Annotated in this window: 16 protein-coding genes and 1 pseudogene; 1 reads left to right on the forward strand and 16 read right to left on the reverse strand. The window is 38.2% G+C overall.

The features are described from left to right. Positions 1 to 43 precede the first annotated feature (43 nt). The 9 genes from V7K62_RS14610 to V7K62_RS14650 all read right to left on the reverse strand — a co-directional run bounded on the left by V7K62_RS14610 (position 44) and on the right by V7K62_RS14650 (position 10,959). Positions 44 to 3,877, reverse strand: a complete 3,834-nt coding sequence (locus tag V7K62_RS14610) for a glycosyltransferase (RefSeq protein ID WP_334865074.1) — start codon at positions 3,875 to 3,877, stop codon at positions 44 to 46. Positions 3,878 to 3,901: 24 nt separating this feature from the next. Continuing rightward, the gene (locus tag V7K62_RS14615; RefSeq protein WP_334865076.1) at positions 3,902 to 5,107 is read right to left on the reverse strand and encodes an aminotransferase class I/II-fold pyridoxal phosphate-dependent enzyme; all 1,206 of its coding nucleotides are present in this window, start codon (positions 5,105 to 5,107) and stop codon (positions 3,902 to 3,904) included. Between the two features lie 122 nt (positions 5,108 to 5,229). After that, positions 5,230 to 6,285: an FkbM family methyltransferase gene (locus V7K62_RS14620; RefSeq protein ID WP_334865078.1), complete on the reverse strand. Its 1,056-nt coding sequence runs from the start codon at positions 6,283 to 6,285 to the stop codon at positions 5,230 to 5,232. A 203-nt stretch (positions 6,286 to 6,488) separates the two neighbouring features. Beyond that, positions 6,489 to 7,016 (reverse strand): GNAT family N-acetyltransferase, encoded by a 528-nt coding sequence (locus V7K62_RS14625; protein WP_334865080.1) that lies wholly within the window; start codon positions 7,014 to 7,016, stop codon positions 6,489 to 6,491. An 11-nt stretch (positions 7,017 to 7,027) separates the two neighbouring features. Then, the gene (locus V7K62_RS14630) at positions 7,028 to 7,999 is read right to left on the reverse strand and encodes a hypothetical protein (protein WP_334865082.1); all 972 of its coding nucleotides are present in this window, start codon (positions 7,997 to 7,999) and stop codon (positions 7,028 to 7,030) included. Positions 8,000 to 8,138: 139 nt separating this feature from the next. Continuing rightward, positions 8,139 to 8,825, reverse strand: a complete 687-nt coding sequence (locus V7K62_RS14635; protein WP_334865084.1) for a WbqC family protein — start codon at positions 8,823 to 8,825, stop codon at positions 8,139 to 8,141. An 81-nt stretch (positions 8,826 to 8,906) separates the two neighbouring features. Continuing rightward, positions 8,907 to 9,650, reverse strand: a complete 744-nt coding sequence (locus tag V7K62_RS14640) for a class I SAM-dependent methyltransferase (protein ID WP_334865086.1) — start codon at positions 9,648 to 9,650, stop codon at positions 8,907 to 8,909. Between the two features lie 40 nt (positions 9,651 to 9,690). Then, entirely contained in the window at positions 9,691 to 10,515 is an 825-nt protein-coding gene (locus V7K62_RS14645; protein WP_334865088.1) for a phytanoyl-CoA dioxygenase family protein, read from the reverse strand. Between the two features lie 39 nt (positions 10,516 to 10,554). Continuing rightward, complete coding sequence (locus tag V7K62_RS14650) at positions 10,555 to 10,959, reverse strand: tetratricopeptide repeat protein (protein ID WP_334865090.1); 405 nt, start codon at positions 10,957 to 10,959, stop codon at positions 10,555 to 10,557. A gap of 903 nt (positions 10,960 to 11,862) precedes the next feature. Between V7K62_RS14650 and V7K62_RS14655 the strand changes: the two genes are divergently transcribed. Next, positions 11,863 to 12,081, forward strand: a complete 219-nt coding sequence (locus V7K62_RS14655; protein ID WP_094347581.1) for a DUF4327 family protein — start codon at positions 11,863 to 11,865, stop codon at positions 12,079 to 12,081. Positions 12,082 to 12,132: 51 nt separating this feature from the next. Here the strand turns inward: V7K62_RS14655 and V7K62_RS14660 are convergent, their stop codons facing one another. From V7K62_RS14660 to V7K62_RS14690, 7 genes and pseudogenes are all read right to left on the reverse strand, one after another. Continuing rightward, positions 12,133 to 13,425, reverse strand: a complete 1,293-nt coding sequence (locus V7K62_RS14660) for a protein kinase domain-containing protein (protein ID WP_334865092.1) — start codon at positions 13,423 to 13,425, stop codon at positions 12,133 to 12,135. A gap of 134 nt (positions 13,426 to 13,559) precedes the next feature. Further along, complete coding sequence (locus tag V7K62_RS14665; protein ID WP_334865094.1) at positions 13,560 to 15,545, reverse strand: serine/threonine phosphatase; 1,986 nt, start codon at positions 15,543 to 15,545, stop codon at positions 13,560 to 13,562. 288 nt (positions 15,546 to 15,833) lie between these two features. Continuing rightward, positions 15,834 to 15,992, reverse strand: a complete 159-nt coding sequence (locus V7K62_RS14670; RefSeq protein ID WP_334865107.1) for a transporter substrate-binding domain-containing protein — start codon at positions 15,990 to 15,992, stop codon at positions 15,834 to 15,836. A 273-nt stretch (positions 15,993 to 16,265) separates the two neighbouring features. Then, entirely contained in the window at positions 16,266 to 16,889 is a 624-nt protein-coding gene (locus tag V7K62_RS14675; protein ID WP_334865096.1) for a J domain-containing protein, read from the reverse strand. Positions 16,890 to 17,232: 343 nt separating this feature from the next. Next, entirely contained in the window at positions 17,233 to 17,844 is a 612-nt protein-coding gene (locus V7K62_RS14680; RefSeq protein ID WP_334865098.1) for an ATP-dependent Clp protease proteolytic subunit, read from the reverse strand. A gap of 114 nt (positions 17,845 to 17,958) precedes the next feature. Next, entirely contained in the window at positions 17,959 to 18,621 is a 663-nt protein-coding gene (locus V7K62_RS14685) for an ATP-dependent Clp protease proteolytic subunit (protein WP_069072491.1), read from the reverse strand. Positions 18,622 to 18,902: 281 nt separating this feature from the next. After that, positions 18,903 to 19,100: pseudogene (locus V7K62_RS14690) on the reverse strand (hypothetical protein); the annotation flags it as partial.

Below are 19,100 nucleotides of genomic sequence, written 5' to 3' on the forward strand. Positions count from 1 at the left end.
AATGACTGTAAATATTTTTGTTCATCTACTTATAAAAGGCTTCTTAAGATGCGATCAAGCTATCTACATCGCAGAATGGGAGATTTTCTGCTTTCGCTTGGGCGATCGCCTGTTGATTATCTGTTGTTAAAGCAATTCGAGTATGAATTCTAGGTAAAAGAGTTTTCCATTGTGCATCACTTATCTTACCTAGCAGAGAAATTTCTGGCCCCTCAGTTATATCTACATCACCCTCCATGAGCAAATTCATGGTCAAAGACGATAAAAGCATATCGGCTTGTTCCTCAGAAACTTTGTGAGTATCTATCAGGAGAGTTATGTGACTTTTATCTGGGTGAGTAGTGAGAGTAGAAATAACACTTGCTAAATCTTGATATAGTAGGTCTTCTGCTTGTAACCAGTCTGGGAAAATAACTAGGTTAATATCTCCTAAGCGGAAATTTTGACTCAGAGTATCTGCAAGATATTTACTAAATAGTTCTTGGAAGAGGCTGGCCATTTTAGCTGAGTAAGCGCGGCTATCCAGAAAACTAGGATTACCTTGCATTTTCTCCTTGATTTGGGCGCTCTTTTGTTGGCGTAATTCAGGGTTATTGCCGAGTGCGATCGCTAACTGTATATAAGACTCTTCACTATCTGCAACTAAACCAGGTACATCGAGTGCTTGCACCATTGCAGCCCCCATTGCAGAGCGAAAACTAGTTCCACGTCTAGCAATTACTGGTAAATTAACCTGTAGTGGTTCTATCAAAGAAGTTGTTCCGGCAAATGGAAAAGAATCTAGATAAACATCAGCAATTCTAAAGTATTCTTTAACTTCTTCGCGCTTTGGCACTGGCTGAGGATCTAAAACTATTAATTGTTCTGCTGGTATTCCATCCTTTGAAAACACTTTAATTAAGTGATTTACAAAAGCTTTTTTAGGATAATTATTTGACCAATTTGGGCCAAATGGCAGAAGTACTAAAACAGAGTTAGGAACTCCATAAATTATTTTTGCCCAAATATCAATTAGTTCAGGGATGATTTTAAAGAAGTTAGCACCAGAGATAAAAATAACTGTTTCTTCAGATATACCCAAACTTTCTCGATCAACTTTGACAGTTATATTTTCTTCTTCATTACCATAACTAAAGCAATGAGCAGACCCTTCAAGTTTCAGCAACTTTTCTTGATATTGCTGTTCTACCGTTGGCGATGGATCGGTTAGCGTACCAGAAATGTAATAATCTATATGCCGCATTCCTGTTGTTACCACAGATCCGCCACTTGTGATTTGTATTCTAGCTAACCGATGCATTGATAAGAAGCAGATTTGATTGGTTACTGCCGTCACATTGGTAGCAATAAATAATATATCGAGATCATCAGCACGAATAATATTTACCTGTTCTTCTAAATTTTGTGGTAGTAGTTTAAAGAAGTTTGCACAGCTTTGACAATATTGCTCTAATTGATGACCAGTTTGATTAAGAGAGTACAAAACTACTTCAAAATCTCTACTGATATACTCATAAACAGGAAGATAAGCAAATGTTTCCGAACCAGGTAAAAAATGTGTTGCTAGGACACCCAAGCGAATTTTTTTTCTACTTATAGGTCTATCAGCAAATTCGTAATCTACCTCATAACCTTTAAGCTTCAGTAAAAACTCTATAATCTCTCCACGTTTAACATAAATATCTTTAAGATTATGCTCATTAAAATATAGGGGGATAAAATTAGCAATGGGCGCAAAATGATTAACTATTTCATTCCACAACTGAGAATCAGAGTTTTTGAATATCGATGTGTGTAAGTAATCAATCCACCCTTGGATATAGTAATAGTAATTCTTTGCATCACCCGGTTCTTGAAAATGGACTGGGGAAGAAAATAGGAATTGTAAATAATCCTGAAGTAACCAACGGGGTATGCGAGAGAGATCATGCTGTAATTGTAACTGGTCAGCGCGGCAATACAGCATAGCTGCTAGTAAATTCTGGATTGCTTTTGGCTGCTCAAAACCTTGAGATATACTTTTAACTATATCATTAGCAAAAATCTGTTCTTCACTGGTCAGATTTTCATATTTGATGCTACTATTCACTAACATCTTATGTGTTTTACCTAGCAGACCCACATACATATTTGTTATCTGCTCATCTGAAATATTCAGACATTCTTCTGCTATTTGTTTTCGCAACTGATGCAACTCTGCATTTTGTTCACTCAAAGTCGCGTATCTATAAAGAGCTTGTTGTCTCGTTGCTTGAGGATATCGTGTATCACTGTAAATTGTCTGAAAAAGTTTTTGATAATCTAATAAAATCGCATCCTTTAAAGCAACATTTCGACGAGTTTGTTGTTGTGGGTGTATCCTAAAGTGGGATAAAACTTTGTCAACAAAACCGATTTTATATTGGCTCATAATTCTGAGCCACATTTCTAAATCCACAAGTTGACAAAATTCAGAATTAAATAATCCTACTTTCTCAAAAACATCTTTTCTAATTAGTACTGTGCTTGGCTCTCCAATTTTATTAATTGGACTGTCAAGTATATTTTGATCTAGTAAAAGTTGCTGTCCTGATTGAATTGGCTTTAATGTTGACCAAGCTTTGTATACATCTTTAGCTTCGTGATACATTAAAAAGTTTGAATCATAGACGGTGTTGCCAGTATTAGTGAAGAGTGTTCGCGGTGAGAAAACTAAACCTATCTCTTCATCTTGTTCAGCCAAATTAACCATTTCTTCAATAGCATTTGGCTCTAATAAATCATCTTGAAATAAAAACTTTATATATTTACCTTTAGCTTGAGAAATACAAAAATTCCAATTTTGAGCTAGTCCATATTGGCTATGTTCAAGAATTGAGAAATTAAAGTATAATTTCTGGTTAAATAATTTAGCAATCTCAACTGTTATATCAGTAGAATTATCATCAGATAAAATAATTTCTATATTTGGATAGGTTTGGTGTAACACGCTATTAATAGCTTCTGCAATAAATTTTTCACCATTATAAGTAGGAATACAAATACTAACCAACGGCTGTTCTTCTAATAAGTTAGCTTTCTTGTAATCAGTTTCTTGCTGTAATTTATTTAATTTTTGTTCATTTAATACACTAGCTAGTTGTTGAGAGTATAAATTTATGGATGTATTTATAATTGCTTGATATTGAGAACTAAGATTATGCTTTATAGTCTCAAGCATTCTAATAGTTTCTTTGATTTGCGATTCTCGGCTTTTACTAGACCATACTCCTTTGGGATGAACTCTATATGCTGCCATCACTTCATCAATATATCCGATTTTTCCATGCTGTGCATTTAAGATATGGAAAGTCCAATCTCCCATACTTTGTTCATAAAACCAAGCGGGAAACTCTTGTACTAAACCAGCACGGTACATTACCGAAGGAGTGGAAATAAAGTTGTTTACTAACAAATTTTCTATAGTAGATGTTTTTGGCTGATTGTGTAGAAAAATCCCAGGTGAGTGACTGTTATCTTGCCAAAATACTAATACATTGTGAAAACATATAACAAAGTCTAGGTTTTTATCTAAAAAATCTACTTGTTTTTGTAGTTTTTTACTTGAAGTCCAGTAATCATCACCTTCTAATATTGCTAGATACTTACCTTGACAGGCTTTAAATGTATTTAAAAAATTTTTGTGCGCCCCCAAGTTTACATCTGGCAGTAATAAGCGAATTTTGTCCGAATATTTTCTTTGGTAATCAATTACAATTTGACGTGTATTATCTGTAGAATAATCTTCGCCTATCACAAGTTCATATTCAAAATCGACTTTTTGCATCAATACACTTTCTATTGCTTGAGCAATAAAATTTTCATGGTTATAAGTAACCATTAAAACACTTACTTTCATACTTTTACCTCTAAGATATAAATTTTAGATGTGTGAATAATAACGGACTTTGGAAATTTCACAACTATTTGCAACGACTAACTTGATAATTTGACAAATTTTGCTAATATCTTCTGGTTTTAATGCCGTGCCTGTTGGTAGACAGAGTACTCGATTGACAAGTTTTTCAGTTTTAGGTAGTAATAGCCTATTGTAAGGAAAATAAGAACGATAAGGTTCCATATTATGGCAACCTGGATAGAAGTACTTTCGAGCAATAACATTTTCAGCTTGTAATATTTCAACTAAATAATCTCGGCTTATACCAAAATCTTTTTCATCAATTTCTAAAACAATATACTGATAATTACATTTTTGTGTTTTGTCATAAGCAATAAGTCTCAGTCCAGGAATACTCTGCAATTCTTGTTTATATTGTTGGTAATTACGATAATTGATAGCCACAAACTCTTCTAAACTTTCAAGTCCTGTCAAACCCATTGCCGCTGATGTTTCATGCATTTTCCCGTTTGTACCAATATAGATAACGTTATCCATACCGACAAAACCAAAGTTAGTCATTAGGCGAATTTTTGCAGCTAATTCATCATTATTAGTCACAATTGCTCCGCCCTCAAATGTGTTCAAAAATTTAGTAGCATGGAAGCTAAAAACTTCGGCATCTCCAAAGCTACCAATCATACGCCCTTGATGTGAACAACCGAAAGCATGAGCCGCATCAAACATTAATTTTAAGTTGTGGCTACGGGCAATTTTATTTAAAGCCTCCACGTTACAGGGACGACCCCACAAATGAACGCCAATAATGCCTGTAGTACGTGGGGTTATTAATTGCTCTATTTGCTTTGGATCGATGTTATGGGTTTTAGGATCAATATCACAAAATACAGGGGTAATTTCTTGCCATTGTAGAGCGTGTGCAGTTGCAATAAAGGTAAAAGAAGGGACAATAACTTCGCCTTTTAAACCCGCAGCGCGGATGGCTATTTCTAATGCTACTGTAGCGTTACAGCTAGCAATGCAATGCTTTACTCCGACAAATTCAGCAATGCGTTGCTCAAATTCTTGTACATAAGGTCCATTGTTTGTTAGCCATCTTCTGTCTAAAATGTCATTGATGCGATTAAGTAAGCGATCGCGGTTTCCAATATTAGGACGACCAACGTGTAATTTTTCTGTGAAGGTTGGTATACCAGTAAAGATAGCTAAATTATTCAATTGTTGTTTCATCTGAAGCATTTTTTAATTTTGTATTTGGAAAAACTTTAGAAAATATTTTAAACAAATCACTATAGGATGTTTTAAAAGTAAGGGTCTTTGATATATTAAAAAGCGAAAGTTATTTCTGCGGTTTATTCCATAACTTTGGCGTAAAGCACTGTTTCTTCTGAATGTATCGTGTAATGATCTATGTACAACTGGTAGCCAATATCTAAACTATGGATAAAAAGAGGAATATCAAAAATATCATTTGGTCTATGATATATAGAAATAGCAAGTTTTGGACGGAACTTACGGATAGTTTCTACAGCCCCATGTAAGGCACTTAACTCAGCACCTTCAATATCCATTTTAATAAAATCCACTCTATCTATACTTTTTTCATATACAAGTTGATCAATTGTGGTAGTAGCTATAGGTATTTCGGATGGAGTGTTACTAATATTTGCACCAGGTCCTTCGCCATGTAAATAAAGCTGAGTTTCTGAACTATCCGTTAGAGCATAATCACTAATAACTACTCTTTCTGCTAAATCCTCATTCTGCATCAAGTTGTAGCAAAATACATCGAAATTATGTGGCTCTATTTCAAACGAAAAAACTTTTCCTTCTGAACCAATAGTTGATGCAAAAGCTATTGCTGTATCACCAAAGCACGCACCAGCATCAATCACATAATCTCCTGGCTCAGGACAGATTTGAACATTATTTCTACTAAAGTAATACTGCTTGAACAAAAATGTCCAAGCTACATTGCCCGACCAGCAATCAATAGTAATATGTTGATTTTCAAAGCTAACCGCATACTTCTGCAATTCACCAAAAATACCAGAGTAATCTACATCAGATTCTGAAACTATCATCTCCCTAGCTTTCTGTCTGTCTCGCCAGTGTTGTTCATTATTAGTAGGTAATTTAAAGTGTAGATGTCCTACTAGTCTGAAAAGTAATAAGTTTGTTAACCAATTCTTAGACTCAGAATCAGCTAGAATTTCGTGAACTTGCTGAAGATTTTCCTGATTTTGGAAAAGAAACTTAAGATAATAACTGTATGAGTCTATAAAAATCTGCCTGTTGGTATAATCCTTTGATAAGGTTTGAAATCTCTCATAATCCCAGTTATTTTCCTGAAAATTATGAATATTTACATAAAAAGCATGGATAATATCATCGATAAATTGGGACATAATTTTGCTGTTACTATATTTCAAATGTTTCAATTTGACTCAGTTATGATAAATAAATAATCACTACTTGAACTTGTAATTTATCAAAATTTGCTATTGCTACGGTCAAAATTATAGGAGTGTTCCTTGTTATTAGATTACCCACAACTTCTTAAAAAATATCATTTTAAAATTGCTTTACTTTTTTATATCATGTATTCATACTATTTATTATTGTTTTGAATATCTTTATTATAATTACTTCTAAGAATCGCCATCACAAAAGTGTTATGGTAGCTGCCATTTTTATAAACTGCCTCTTCCAACTTTCCTTCTACAAAAAAACCAACTTTTTCATACATTCTAATAGCTCTAGTATTTTGCTCAAGAACATAGAGATAAATACGGTTAAGATTCAAATCAATAAAAGCGTGCTTAATAATTTCTCGGCACACTGCTTCTCCAATACCTCTAGACCAGTAATTCTTATTACTGATAACAATTGAAAATTCAGCAGAACGGTTAATCGATTGAATATTTGTTAAATAAACATTGCCGATAAGATTATTATTATCTGATTCAATAATAGAAAGTCTAACATTTTTATCTCTATTATTAAGATAGTTTTGATACCAATTCTCATCTACCTCTTCAGAAATATAAAGAAAATTACACCCAAGTAAATTGATAATATCATGGTCATTTCTCCATGCATTAATTATTTTTAGATCCTTTTTGGAAATCTCTCTCAACGTGAACATTCTTAGTTCCTTAATAGTTCTTTTATTGATTTAATTACATAATCTAGGTCATCAATCTCATATCTATGATCTATTGGAAGTGCAAGTAATTTTTGCGTTAAATCGCGTTCAAAATCAAATCCTTCTAATCCTCTATGCATTGTATCTTTCCATAATATTGGAATAAAAATATTTTGATCATATAATAGGTTTTTATCTATTCTATTGTTGACTAAAAGAGGATAATAGTAAGGAATAGCATTAGTTGCTAAAGGCAAATTAAATTGATTAATTTCTTCAAAGAATGAATGATAATAATTGAAGTGATGTCGACGCTTTTGAGCAACATTTAAATAATCAATACTAGCAAGTAAATATTCAGAAATCAGTGATATCTTTTTAATTTTATCATCCAAGCCCTTTTCATATTCTATAAATTCTTGATATGCTTGTTTCTGCTTACCCAATAAACGATTTAATAAATGATTACAACTCAAATCAGTATTCCTTTCATAGTCAACAGGAATATCATAAGGAGTATAAAGATATCCTCCATCTGGCACACCAAAAAACTTTCTTGCAGAATTAAAAGACCAAGCTTTACTATTTTCTTTATCAAAGAATGCTTGAGTATTATCAATGATAATTCGATCATTATACCGATTAATTAGGGCTTCAATAAATTTGCCCTTTAGTCCAAAATAATTGATATAAATTAAATACTCATTTTTTTTTAATTTCACATCTTCACTAGGTTCTAAATTTATATTAATTGAGTAAAAGCTATAGGGAGTTTGATTCGTTTGAATCGGCTTCAACAAAGCATTACAGCTGTAAAAAGGTATCCATATTCTCTCGGCTTGAATGTGTTTAAGGATGAGATTTAGGCAAGCTCTTCCATTACTAAGAGCAATTGCATTAGAATGATAGCTGCAATCTTTATTTTGAATTTCTAACTCAAAAAAACCTCCAATTGGTTTTACTCTAGACTTCATCTCAATCTTTAAAACCTCATATAAATTTATACTTATCTGAATAGGTATGAGTCTTATACGTGCTATTTATTAAATGAAATATATATTTAGTCACTTATCTTTCCTCTTCATAATCAAAAAAATATAAATATTTTTGCATTCATATTAAATCATATTCATTCAACATTTTTTGAACTTTTTGTTTGTCATTAAACATTAAAACATCAATGATTGAAAGCCAAGGAACAAACTGATTATCAAATTGACTATATTCGACAAATCTTGGCTGAAGGAATGACAACTTTATATCATTTTTTTTAAAAACCTCTCTTGAATACAATTTCTCTCCTCCAATTGAATTTATGTAATGGTCAGACCCTAAACACTTGTTTATACTGATAACCCGTTCTTCCCCTTTCAAGGTATTGTCTTTATTAAGTTCCGAAGAAAAATAAACTTCTGTACTCATATCTAAATAATCACAAATGATCTTTAGGCTATGTGTTATCATTCGTGAAATATTCATTTCATCTACAGATAAAATACTATCTAATAGTTTTTTAATGTTTGAGTAATAAGGCGCTTTTCTATAAGATAACTCCACTATATTTAATAATCTTCTTCTTTCTTTATCAAAATTTTCTGTAAAAAACCTCTGATTGATGTTCAAAAAAGCAGAATCATTTTTTATGCTTAATGTAAAGAGGTAAGCTTCTCTATTTAATAGAATTCGGTTTCTATTGATCCAGCCTCCTTTTATGTACTGTACATCATCATGAATTACAAATTTGTCTGCTATATTTATAAGCTGAAAATACCCTAGATACGGAAATAAGTACGGCTGCATTATAGTAATCTTCATAAATAGACCTTCGTTTAGACCAGTGAGGCATAAAAAATAGACCTTGCTGATAAGATATGTAACCTATTAGATACGACCTTTTTCGCAAACCATAAAAATGCTAGCGCAGAGATCAGGGTATTGCATTCCTAATTTGTAGCAACCTTCTAGATATGAGTCTGAAATTATGTCAGTACTTAATAATTTGTCAAATTGAAAGTTGGCTAATGCTTTGAAAAATATACCGCCTCGATGAACAATGTTAAGACCAGCATCAATAGTATCTTTTTCTAAGCTATCAAAAGCGTAAGTTTTTCGATGTCCATGAGCAAACTCTGCCTCAGTAACTGCCGTATTGTGAGAAATAAGACCCATCTTAACGGCAATTTGCCGAGATGGAGCATTCGCATTGGGCACAGCTAAGAAAAGTAGTCCCTGGTCTGATAACCATGAATTAATTTTACGTAGAATGAAGACCGGATCATCTAAATGTTCAAGCGTATGAATTAGAAAAATAGCATCGTACTTATCTTGTAATTCCACTGTTTCAAAGACTGAGTTAATGAATTTAACCTTATATCCCACACGATTTCTTACATATTCTACTAACGTGTCAGCAGCTTCAACAACGGTGATATCTGTGAAGTGATCGATCAGCATCTCAGTAAATTCTCCTTGAAAGCAACCTAATTCTAATGCCTTACCTGATAACAAAAATGGTAGAAAAGAGCGCAGCATATAGCGTCTTAGGAGTTTGTCAAAGCTATACTCATACTTGTTGTCGGGGTCATTAGTATTAAAGGTTGAATATTCTTTATTATAATTTCTCATAGTAACTCTCTCTTTATATTGGTTGTGATGTATTAATAAATTAGCCTTGTCCTGGTTTGTAAAATCTCTTTTCTGGGGGTTGATACCATTCTTCCAAATTGGTTGGAACTAGGGCATTATATCCAAGTACCTGCTTCATTTCTTCCGATAAATGGGTTCTATAGTCATATCCAAAATATCGAGGTAAATCCAACTGTTGTTTGACAAAAGGCTTAGTAAAACACAGTGTAAGAGCGCGTCTGGGGTCATCCGTCTGATTGGTTCCTGCCGCGTGCCAAAGGTTCGCATCAAAAAGAACGATGCTACCACTTTTTCCAACAGCGCGACTGGAATTTTCGTAGAATAATTTTTCCGATGGACGGTCAGCTACATAATGTCCTCCATTCATAAAGTAAGTTGCACCATTTTCTAGTGTGAAATCATCCAGCATGACAATCATCTGAAGCATCAATTTTAGGTTTCCTGTGAAACTGCGAACATCTCGATGAATATTCAAAAGATAAGAAGGGCGATTCTTAAGATTATTTACACCACCAAAAATATTCAAAATGTAATTGCCACAAAAGTAATGTGTTATTGTTTGTTTCAAATACATTCGCTCTAAAAACTCCATAAAGCTATCGCCCAATCCTAAGAGGTGATTAATCGTCCCATCAGTATTTTGTGCTACACCATTCTTGATTTGAATCTGACGAGCTATTGCATTTGCTTTATCGAGGTCTAGCCTCAACCTTTCAACTAATTGATCATCAACAATATTCTCAAATAATACCCATCCTTGTTTTTCAAGTTCTTTTCCTGCTAATACAGATGAAAAGAGATAAGTTTCATTATTGACATACTCACTTTGAGAGTTGGAAGACATATCATACTACCTTTAGAGGTTGACCAATGCGCCCCATTTTTATTGAGCGGCGACGCCATTACCCTCTTGCTTCTTAATCTGCTCTAATACAACTTTGTAATCTTGCCGATCAGGGTGCAACTTTACCAGCTTCTCTAAAGGTGCGATCGCACCTTTAGTATCCTTCAATTGCAACCGCAGTACAGATAGTTTCTCTAAAGCAAGTTGGTTTTCTGGTTCCCGTTGTAAAACCAACTCGTAGCCCCGCGCCTGTTGCTGTAATCCTGACTCAGGAGAAGGAGATGCAATTGCTGGCTTGGGTTGACTAGCCTGTTGAATTGCCGGAATGATTGCAAATACCGTAGAACCAAAAAACGAGAACATCGACACGATCATGACAATCTTTTGTCGCCGCTGAATCTGCTTTTTGCGGGTAATTAGGTATTCTGCATCCGAACTAGCCATGCCTCACATACTTGCTGTGGTAAATACTTAGGTATCAGCAAGCCTCCCGTTCTGAGGATACCCATCTGCTCAACAGAAACTAACATCCTCGCTAAAAATTTTTTACACAAACTTCAAACGATCGCTCTGAACACGAGGCAACTTTATGCTAAACCCATACTGCACCGACATTTTGCCGTAGTTTACCGCCGTAGGCATCGCTCCCATACCTCAAAGCTCCAGGTTTTATTCCCTCAGCAAAACATTAAAATTATATAAAGATTTGCAATTAATTTGCCTAAAGCCAGATGTTTGCGATACTATAAACAACGTTTAAATCAACAGAAAGAGTAGACGTTTCTACTCAATCACAAATTTCCCTCTCAGTCAAAAACTTTCAAACTAGCCCGTGTCTTATGGGTTCTTCAACAAGCAAGTATATTTTTCGTGATTCAAACAAATAGAATTTTCCCAGTCGTCCTCAGTCACACTACTTAGTGGAACTTCCCTGAGGAATAATTATTCTGCTTGGCGTCCACAATAGATATCTTACAAAAGGTAGTGTTGCACCCTTGTGGAAAAAAGGTAAAGGTAAAGAAGAAAAACAAAAGGGGCAAAGGTTAAAGGAAAAAGGGGAAACAGAAACATCCCTTACCCCCTTCAATCCCTTAACCCTTATCCCTATACTTTTGTCTGGCTTCTGCAAAAGGTTTAAGGACTGCTCGGTAAAATCGGGGTTTTCTGGTGGTAATTACCGTACAAAACCGAATTTACCAGTAACTTAGTAGAGTTTGTTATGGTATAGTTAAAAAGTTAAGACTAGCTTTACCAAATTAAACCACTCTACGGCCCGGCAACAATTGCAGAATGGGAAGCAGTTTTGATTAAGTATTTACCAACAAAATCTGAATTCAATCGAGAGTTATGACTCAGCAAGTGATTCACCCAATGGTGAAATTGCAGCGCAACGTGCAATCACTCATAGAATCGAATATTATCAAGCCAAGCGATAGCATCTGGAAAATCGCTTTGCTCTACGGTAATGAATGGCAGCACTGGAAACAGGAACTGCAAGACTTTGGCTTTAGTATGCAAGACCCAGTTAGTGAATTGCTAGCTGTAGAAACTTGGGATGAAGAGTAGGCAATAGGGAATAGGGATTTTCAATATTCCTAACTCCCTACTCCCCACTCTCTAAACTTTGCAAGCAGCTAAAGCCGCAGCTAACTCCTTTGCATTTTGATAGCGATCGCGTGGCAATGGTTCTGTAACGCGATCAATCACATCTCTTAATTGGGAACTAATGGTGGGAACTTTTGCCACATCAAACCTGAAGTTTCGCCCTCGTTGGCGGTAATACTTGAACGGGTTTTCGCCTGTGAGCAGAAAAATCAGCGTTGGCCCAATGGCATACAAATCAGATTGAGTCAAAGGTTGTCCTCGTTCTTGTTCAGGAGCGCAGTAACCTTCTGCACCAATTCGAGTACCGGGCGCTGTGCCAATTTCCTTAACTGCGCCAAAATCTAGCACCACTATGCGATTTACTGAACTTCGCACCATTAAATTGGCGGGTTTAATATCGCGGTGAATCAGTGGAGGGCTTTGGCTATGAATATATTCTAAAATATCGCAGGTTTGGATCATCCAAGCGATCGCTTGGTTTGGTGTCACTGGGCCAGTGGTATAGACACGTTTCTCCAAATCTTGTCCGTGGATTAGTTCCATTGCCAAGTATTTTTTTCCGTCTTCTACAAAGAAGTCATAATACTTGGGAATTCCAGGATGGTTAAGGGATTTGAGAGTGTACGCCTCTCGCTCAAATAACTCTTGAGCTTTGACAATTTTCACCATATCAGCATTCATTTGCTTCAACACTAGCAGTTGTGGCATACCCGCAATCAGACCAGCCTCATCCCAAGCGAGATAAGTAGTACCCATACCTCCTTGGCCGAGAGTTTGCAACACCTGATAATGGCGAATTCTCTGTTGGACAGAGAGAGGTTGACCGCAGTGGATGCAAAACAGATTTTTTGGGGAGTTGCCTTCGTGCGTGCAAGTGGAGGATGAATTTGCCAGATTTTTTGCTGAGTAAAGTGTCTCGGCGGCGTTTTCTTCTGTCCCTTGCATTTGTGGCGATTGTGGCGATCGCAAACCAGTTTCCAGTACTGTTACCTCCTGAATTTGGAATTGCAGTATTGGGCCTCCCTGTGCCAATTGCAAAAGGGAATTATCTGGTAACGGACTCTGAATTACAAGGATACCGTTGAGAAAAGTCCCATTTGTACCCTGACTAATCAGTTGCCAAGCATCGCCATTGCTAGCCGAACCAACTTGTCTAAGTTCTAGATGATGCCGCGAAACTAAACTATCAGTTAAAACAACGTGATTATCTGCCGCTCGACCAATCCGAATTATGGAGGAGTTCTCAAAGCACCACTGCTGAAGGGGCGTTTTCTGTTGCGGTTCTAACAGGGTCAGACTAACCACAATACAACCTACAAGGTAAGAGGATCAGGGATTAGGGAAGGTGGGGCCCCCTCTGGGGATAAGGGGTAATGGGGATTAGTGATTGGAGAGTAGAAAAATTATTTCCCAGTTCCCAGTCCTCAATCCCTTAATTTTCAACTTTCCAGATTTGGGCGTACTTTTGCCCGAATAAGTATACCAGTAATATTGTCGTGACCGTTGTGTTGATTTGCCAAATCAATTAAATCTGTAACGCCCCGTTCTAGGTTAGCGCTAGAACTAAGTAAGGGTTCTAAGTGAGTCTGCCAATGGGTTTCTAGTAAATCATTATCTGATAGACCGTCCGATGCCAACAGCAGAAGAGTATCTTCATTGATATCGAAAAAGCCTACGTCGGGATTAATCGAGTTTTCATCACGAGGCCCCAAGGCTTGGGTGAGTTGGTAGGCATCTGGGCGGGCGTAAGCTATGCTTGCTTCCACTCCTCGGTTAATTTCCCGTTGCCCAACTTCGTGATCTACCGTGACTTGTTCTAGTCCCTGCTTGCGCGTCAGGCGATAGAGACGGCTATCTCCCACATGAGCGACTACTGCTTGAGTATCTTGAATTAAAAGCATTACTAAAGTTGTACCCATGCGCCCAACTCCAGAACGGGCATCTTGTTGATTGAGCTTGTAAATCGCCTCATTAGCTAAATACACTGCCTCACGAATGCTATCTTCTGTTGGCAGCTGGTTGGCAATCCAGTGTTCTTGAAAGTATTGCCGTAGGGTGTTGACTGCTAACTCGCTGGCTATCTCACCGCCAGCGTGTCCACCCATACCATCACAAAGAATATACAAACCATGCCCTTCTAAGACTCTACTTTTGGGGAACTCCAGTTTATGAATTTTGGTTTTAATGCCAAAGTAGTCTTCGTTATGATGACGTTGACGCCCCACATCTGTGCGCCCTGCATCTTCTAAGCTACTTAACTGCATCGCCAGCACAACAGTTGGCATATCATCAATTTTGCTAATGATATCTTCTGACTCATCTGATTGCGGGATAGTGGACACAGCAGTATTTTTCTCCTTTATTGGGGGCAAAGTTGCGCTTGCTAGTGCTTCCAGTTCAATAGAGATTTCCTTCAAACGCGATCGCAATTGTGCGATCGTCTGAATCTTACCTACCTCTAAATCCCCCAACATCTGGACTACAGAGCCAAATTGAGTCCGTTGAGATTGTCTAAATAGCGCTTGCCAAACCCGTCCCAAAGCTTGGATAGTTAATGGCTCCTCTAGAATGGCAGATGTTTGGGTTTGGGCATCTTCTGGCGACTCCGTGGCAGGCTGAGAATTCGATGATTCCAGATACAACCTTTGTAGCGCCAACGTTTGGTCTTCATCCAATCGCAAATTCGACAAATCTAACAGGCTTTGACGACAATTTACTGGTTCCAATACTGCCCAAAGTTGGGTCATTTCATAACACCAGTGTAAAATTTTTAACGAACTGGTTGTTTCTTCTTGCCACAGGTCGAGTAAATGCTGCCAATCCGAGCGGTTTTCGATTATTAATACCTGTATATCACCTTGCTGCCATGCGTCGTGAATCGGAGGTATCCCCCGCTCACCTTGGGATTGTAAGGCAATATAAAGTTTAGCAAGGCGAGGAATTTCACTTGCTTCCACTGATGGCGTTAGCAAATCTGATTCCTGACTTGCTAGTATTGCCTCAATGGGTGATATTTGATACGGCTGGCAGTCTAAAACTCTCGCACCCACATCACTAATAATGGCGGTTTCCGTTTGGGCAGGTAGCGGATCTAACAATTGATAGCGTTCTTGGGAGTCTAAATAGGAGCCTAATGTAATCTGAGAAATAGGAGATGAGGAGGCTATTGCTTGCTCATCTCCCTCACCTCCCACATCTCCTACATTCCCTATTTCTCTCAAAGCTTCCCCAGTCGTTTCTTTAGCAATAATTGCCCAAAACACTGTTCCACATTCTGTATCACAGTTATGACAACGTAGTGCATTCACCGGTACATCATCGGTACTGCATTCAGGACAGACCTTGTGAGTCAGGGACGTGCCACAGTTTTGACAGAATTTGTTGCTATTGGGGTTTTCAAATTTACACTGAGGGCAAATCAGCATAGTGGAAGTTCCTTTATTCCCGTTCGTTCCAAGGTGCTTCTAGCCACTAAGATCCAAGGTGCCACAATTGGCTGTCCCTGACTACAGTAGATTGTAGTTTTTCAATGAATTTTGGTGGCAGTATTAATTGTGACGCATATTAGATAAATATTTCATATATTGGCAGGCAATTCCTTATAAATTGGGCATAGGGCATGGGGAATGGAGAAGATGACGGGGATATGAGGGCAGAAGAGTTTCTCTAATGCCCAATACTTCTCTACCAGAGGCTGCGCCAATGCCCTATTGTCAAGAGTCTGGTAATTGTGGAGGTTCTGCGTCAAACCATTTTTGATAAATTTGCTTGTAAGTGCCATTGGATAACAAAGTCGCCATACCTTTGTTAATTGCATCCAAATGGGGAGAGTCTTGAGGTGTAGCAATCCCATAGTATTCTTGGGTAAGCAGAACGAGCTAGAAATCTGACACCATCAACCTATGGTACAGAGTTAACCAAAATCATCACTGTCAGCTTTGCCTACAGTCTAGCTGACCCAATTCTTTTTCCCCATGCTGACTTGGCTGCTACAAGTGCTGCTGTGCTGGCACAAAAGGCTGCGATCGCTCTCAATTACGGGCCACCTTCAGCCCAACTTTATGAGCAAATTATCCTCTGCTTGTAGGCTCAAGGAATCGCTGCCGATCGCGATCGCGCCATCTAAATTTACAATTTTGTCAACTTTAAAAAATTTGCTCCAAGCGCTGGAAATCGCGCTGCACTTCATACCAGAGACTTTTATTATGAGGATCTGTTTTCAAAGCTTTTTTGAGATAAATTCTGGCTTTAAGTAGTTGTTTTTCGGAAATTAGTGCCCGTCCCCAAATTTGATAGACGATCGCTAGCCATTGACGAACTTCTGCATCTGTTGACAAACGCTCTGCTAAAGCTTCCGCCAGGGCGATCGCTTGCGGAAATCGTCTTTCTTGCAAAAATCGCTGCAATTGCTCATAAGTTTTCCACTTCAGCCGTTCTTCTATTTCCAACAGATTCGGCGGCTTTGGTTTCTCTGGTTGTTGGCTTGTCACCGTTGTTACTGGTGTTTTCTGCCACTGCGTTGCTTTGGCGTCATCACGTCTAGACGTTGACACCTGACTTGAATGTGCGCCAATTTCCTCTGGTAGTACTACCGTCAGCAGGAGTTTGTAAGCCTCTGTCAAGGCAATAAACTTATCTTTGGCTTTGTTGTCATCTGGGTTGATATCGGGATGATATTGCTGCGCCAGTCGTCGGTAAGACGCTTTGATGTCAGCAAAAGAAGCTCCCGATCTTAAACCTAGTAAACGGTAGCAATCTCCAAGATCCATCTCGATCTATCAGCTATCGAATATTTAGCTATCGGCTATTATCTGTCAGTATCAGCTTCAAGCCTGGACTATTAATGATAAGGGCTAATTTTCTATTTTAAAGTTCAATCTTGACAGTTTGGCTAGAGGAGGGGAGTGGGGAGTTAGCAGTTAGGAGTTAGAATTCTTCGCCTGCTTCCTCATCCCCCTACTTTCAATACACTTCGGTTAAGCATTCTTCACTTTCCTTGTGGTCTGGGGATTGGTTTTGGGGTAAGGGGTAAAGGATGTATTCAAAACCTTTACCCTTTCCCCTTTCCCCTTTAACCGAACCGTATTGCCCCTATTCCCTAGTCTCTACTCCCTACTCCCCTGTTACTACGGAGGTTCGTTCTTCAATCACACGGTCAATTAAACCGTATTCCTTAGCCTCTTGAGCAGACATGAAAAAGTCACGATCCATATCTTTTTCAATTTTTGCTATGGTCTGACCGGTTTTATCGGCATAAATGCCATTGAGCTGGTGACGAATCCGCAGAATCTCTCTAGCTTCAATTTCGATATCGGTTGCTTGTCCACGGGTGCCACCTGAAGGCTGGTGAATCATAATCCGTGAGTGAGGCAATGCTAACCGTTTGCCTTTGGTGCCAGCTGCCAGCAGAAAAGACCCCATTGAAGCAGCTAAACCGACGCAAATAGTCACTACATCTGATTTGATATGTTGCATGGTATCAAAAATAGCCATGCCAGATGTAACCATCCCACCGGGGGAATTGATGTATATATAAATATCTTTACCTGGATCATCTGAATCCAGATACAGCATTACAGCGATAATTTGATTGGCTATTTCATCATCAATATCTCGCCCCAAAAAAATAATCCGTTCCCGGTAAAGGCGATCGTAAATGCTAATCCAATCTGTATATTGTCCACCGGGCATCCGGTAAGGAACTTTAGGAACGCCTATAGGCATAATTTACTCCGTTTTTAATAATTTGCAGACGGTAGGAGAGTTAGGAATAACTCATAACTCCTAACTTAATAACTCAGCACGGGCTAAACGCCCCGCTATCGCTAACAGCACTCACTAAAGGACACTGGCAGGGAGTGGGGGATTTGCGAGTTCTTCTTTCTCAAAAACTCGGTCAATCAGACCGTATTCCTTCGCTTCGTAGGGTGTTAAATATAACAACCGATCCATGTCTTTAGTAATTTTTTCTGGAGGCTGTCCAGTGGTGCGATGCAAGATATCAACTAATGCCCCTTTATTTACCAAAACTTCCCTAGCGCGAATTTGAATATCCGTTGCTTGACCTTGGGCGTAGCTCTTGGGCTGATGCAGGATAATCGAGGAGTGAGGTAAACTAGCGCGGCAACCTTTTGTACCAGCACTGAGGAGCATCGCTGCCATACCCATCGCGGAACCGACGCAGATGGTGTGGATCGGAGGTTTGATATATTTCATGGTGTCAAAGATGGCGAAGGCTTCGGTTTCAAAGCCAATGGGTTCGCCACTGTAACCGGAAGTGCCGGTGGAATTGATATAGATTTTAATTGGCTTTTCGGGGTCGTCGGATTGCAAAAACAGCAATTCGGCCACGATTAATTCGGTGACAGCAGGCACCAGTGGCATCCCAATATAGACAATTCGCTCCTTCAATAAGAGGGAAGGTAAATCTGGCGGCGGTGTCCGGTAAAAGTTATCGCCGTAATATGGGGCTTGAACAGCCTTGATTGGGGAAATGTCCATAGCAACTGATCGCCTGAAACTATGCCGTTAACTGTAATACATCCTAGCGCGATGCTAGCCTGACTCAAGGTGCGGATTTCTCCCTAATGCTGAAGGCGGCTTCGCATCTGCCAATGCTTCGCTTCTAAGATATTCTGATTTTGACACTTTTAGGTCTAAAGACACTGAGATTCTTTAATCAACGAGCCAACTTGCTCAGGCAGGATTACTCCAACCCAAGTAGAGGTTAATTCTCCTAAAGCTTGACACTCCTCGACCGTCGCGGACGAGGATTCTTTAATCTAAGACATGACTTGCTCAATCAGGCTTTCACCAGAAAGAGTAGAGGTCTTATCTCCTAAAGCGTTGCTTGCGTCTAGCGCAAAGGTTCCTGTATGCCCTACAGTACCCAATCCTCGATTAAGGATAATTAAAGTCAGTGAAGGAGTTGCCCCCTCCACTGCTCTCCAAAACGGAACGTGATAGTTTCCCATCATTCC

Origin of the sequence: Nostoc sp., from assembly GCF_036917935.1 — a bacterium.
GTDB lineage: Bacteria > Cyanobacteriota > Cyanobacteriia > Cyanobacteriales > Nostocaceae > Nostoc.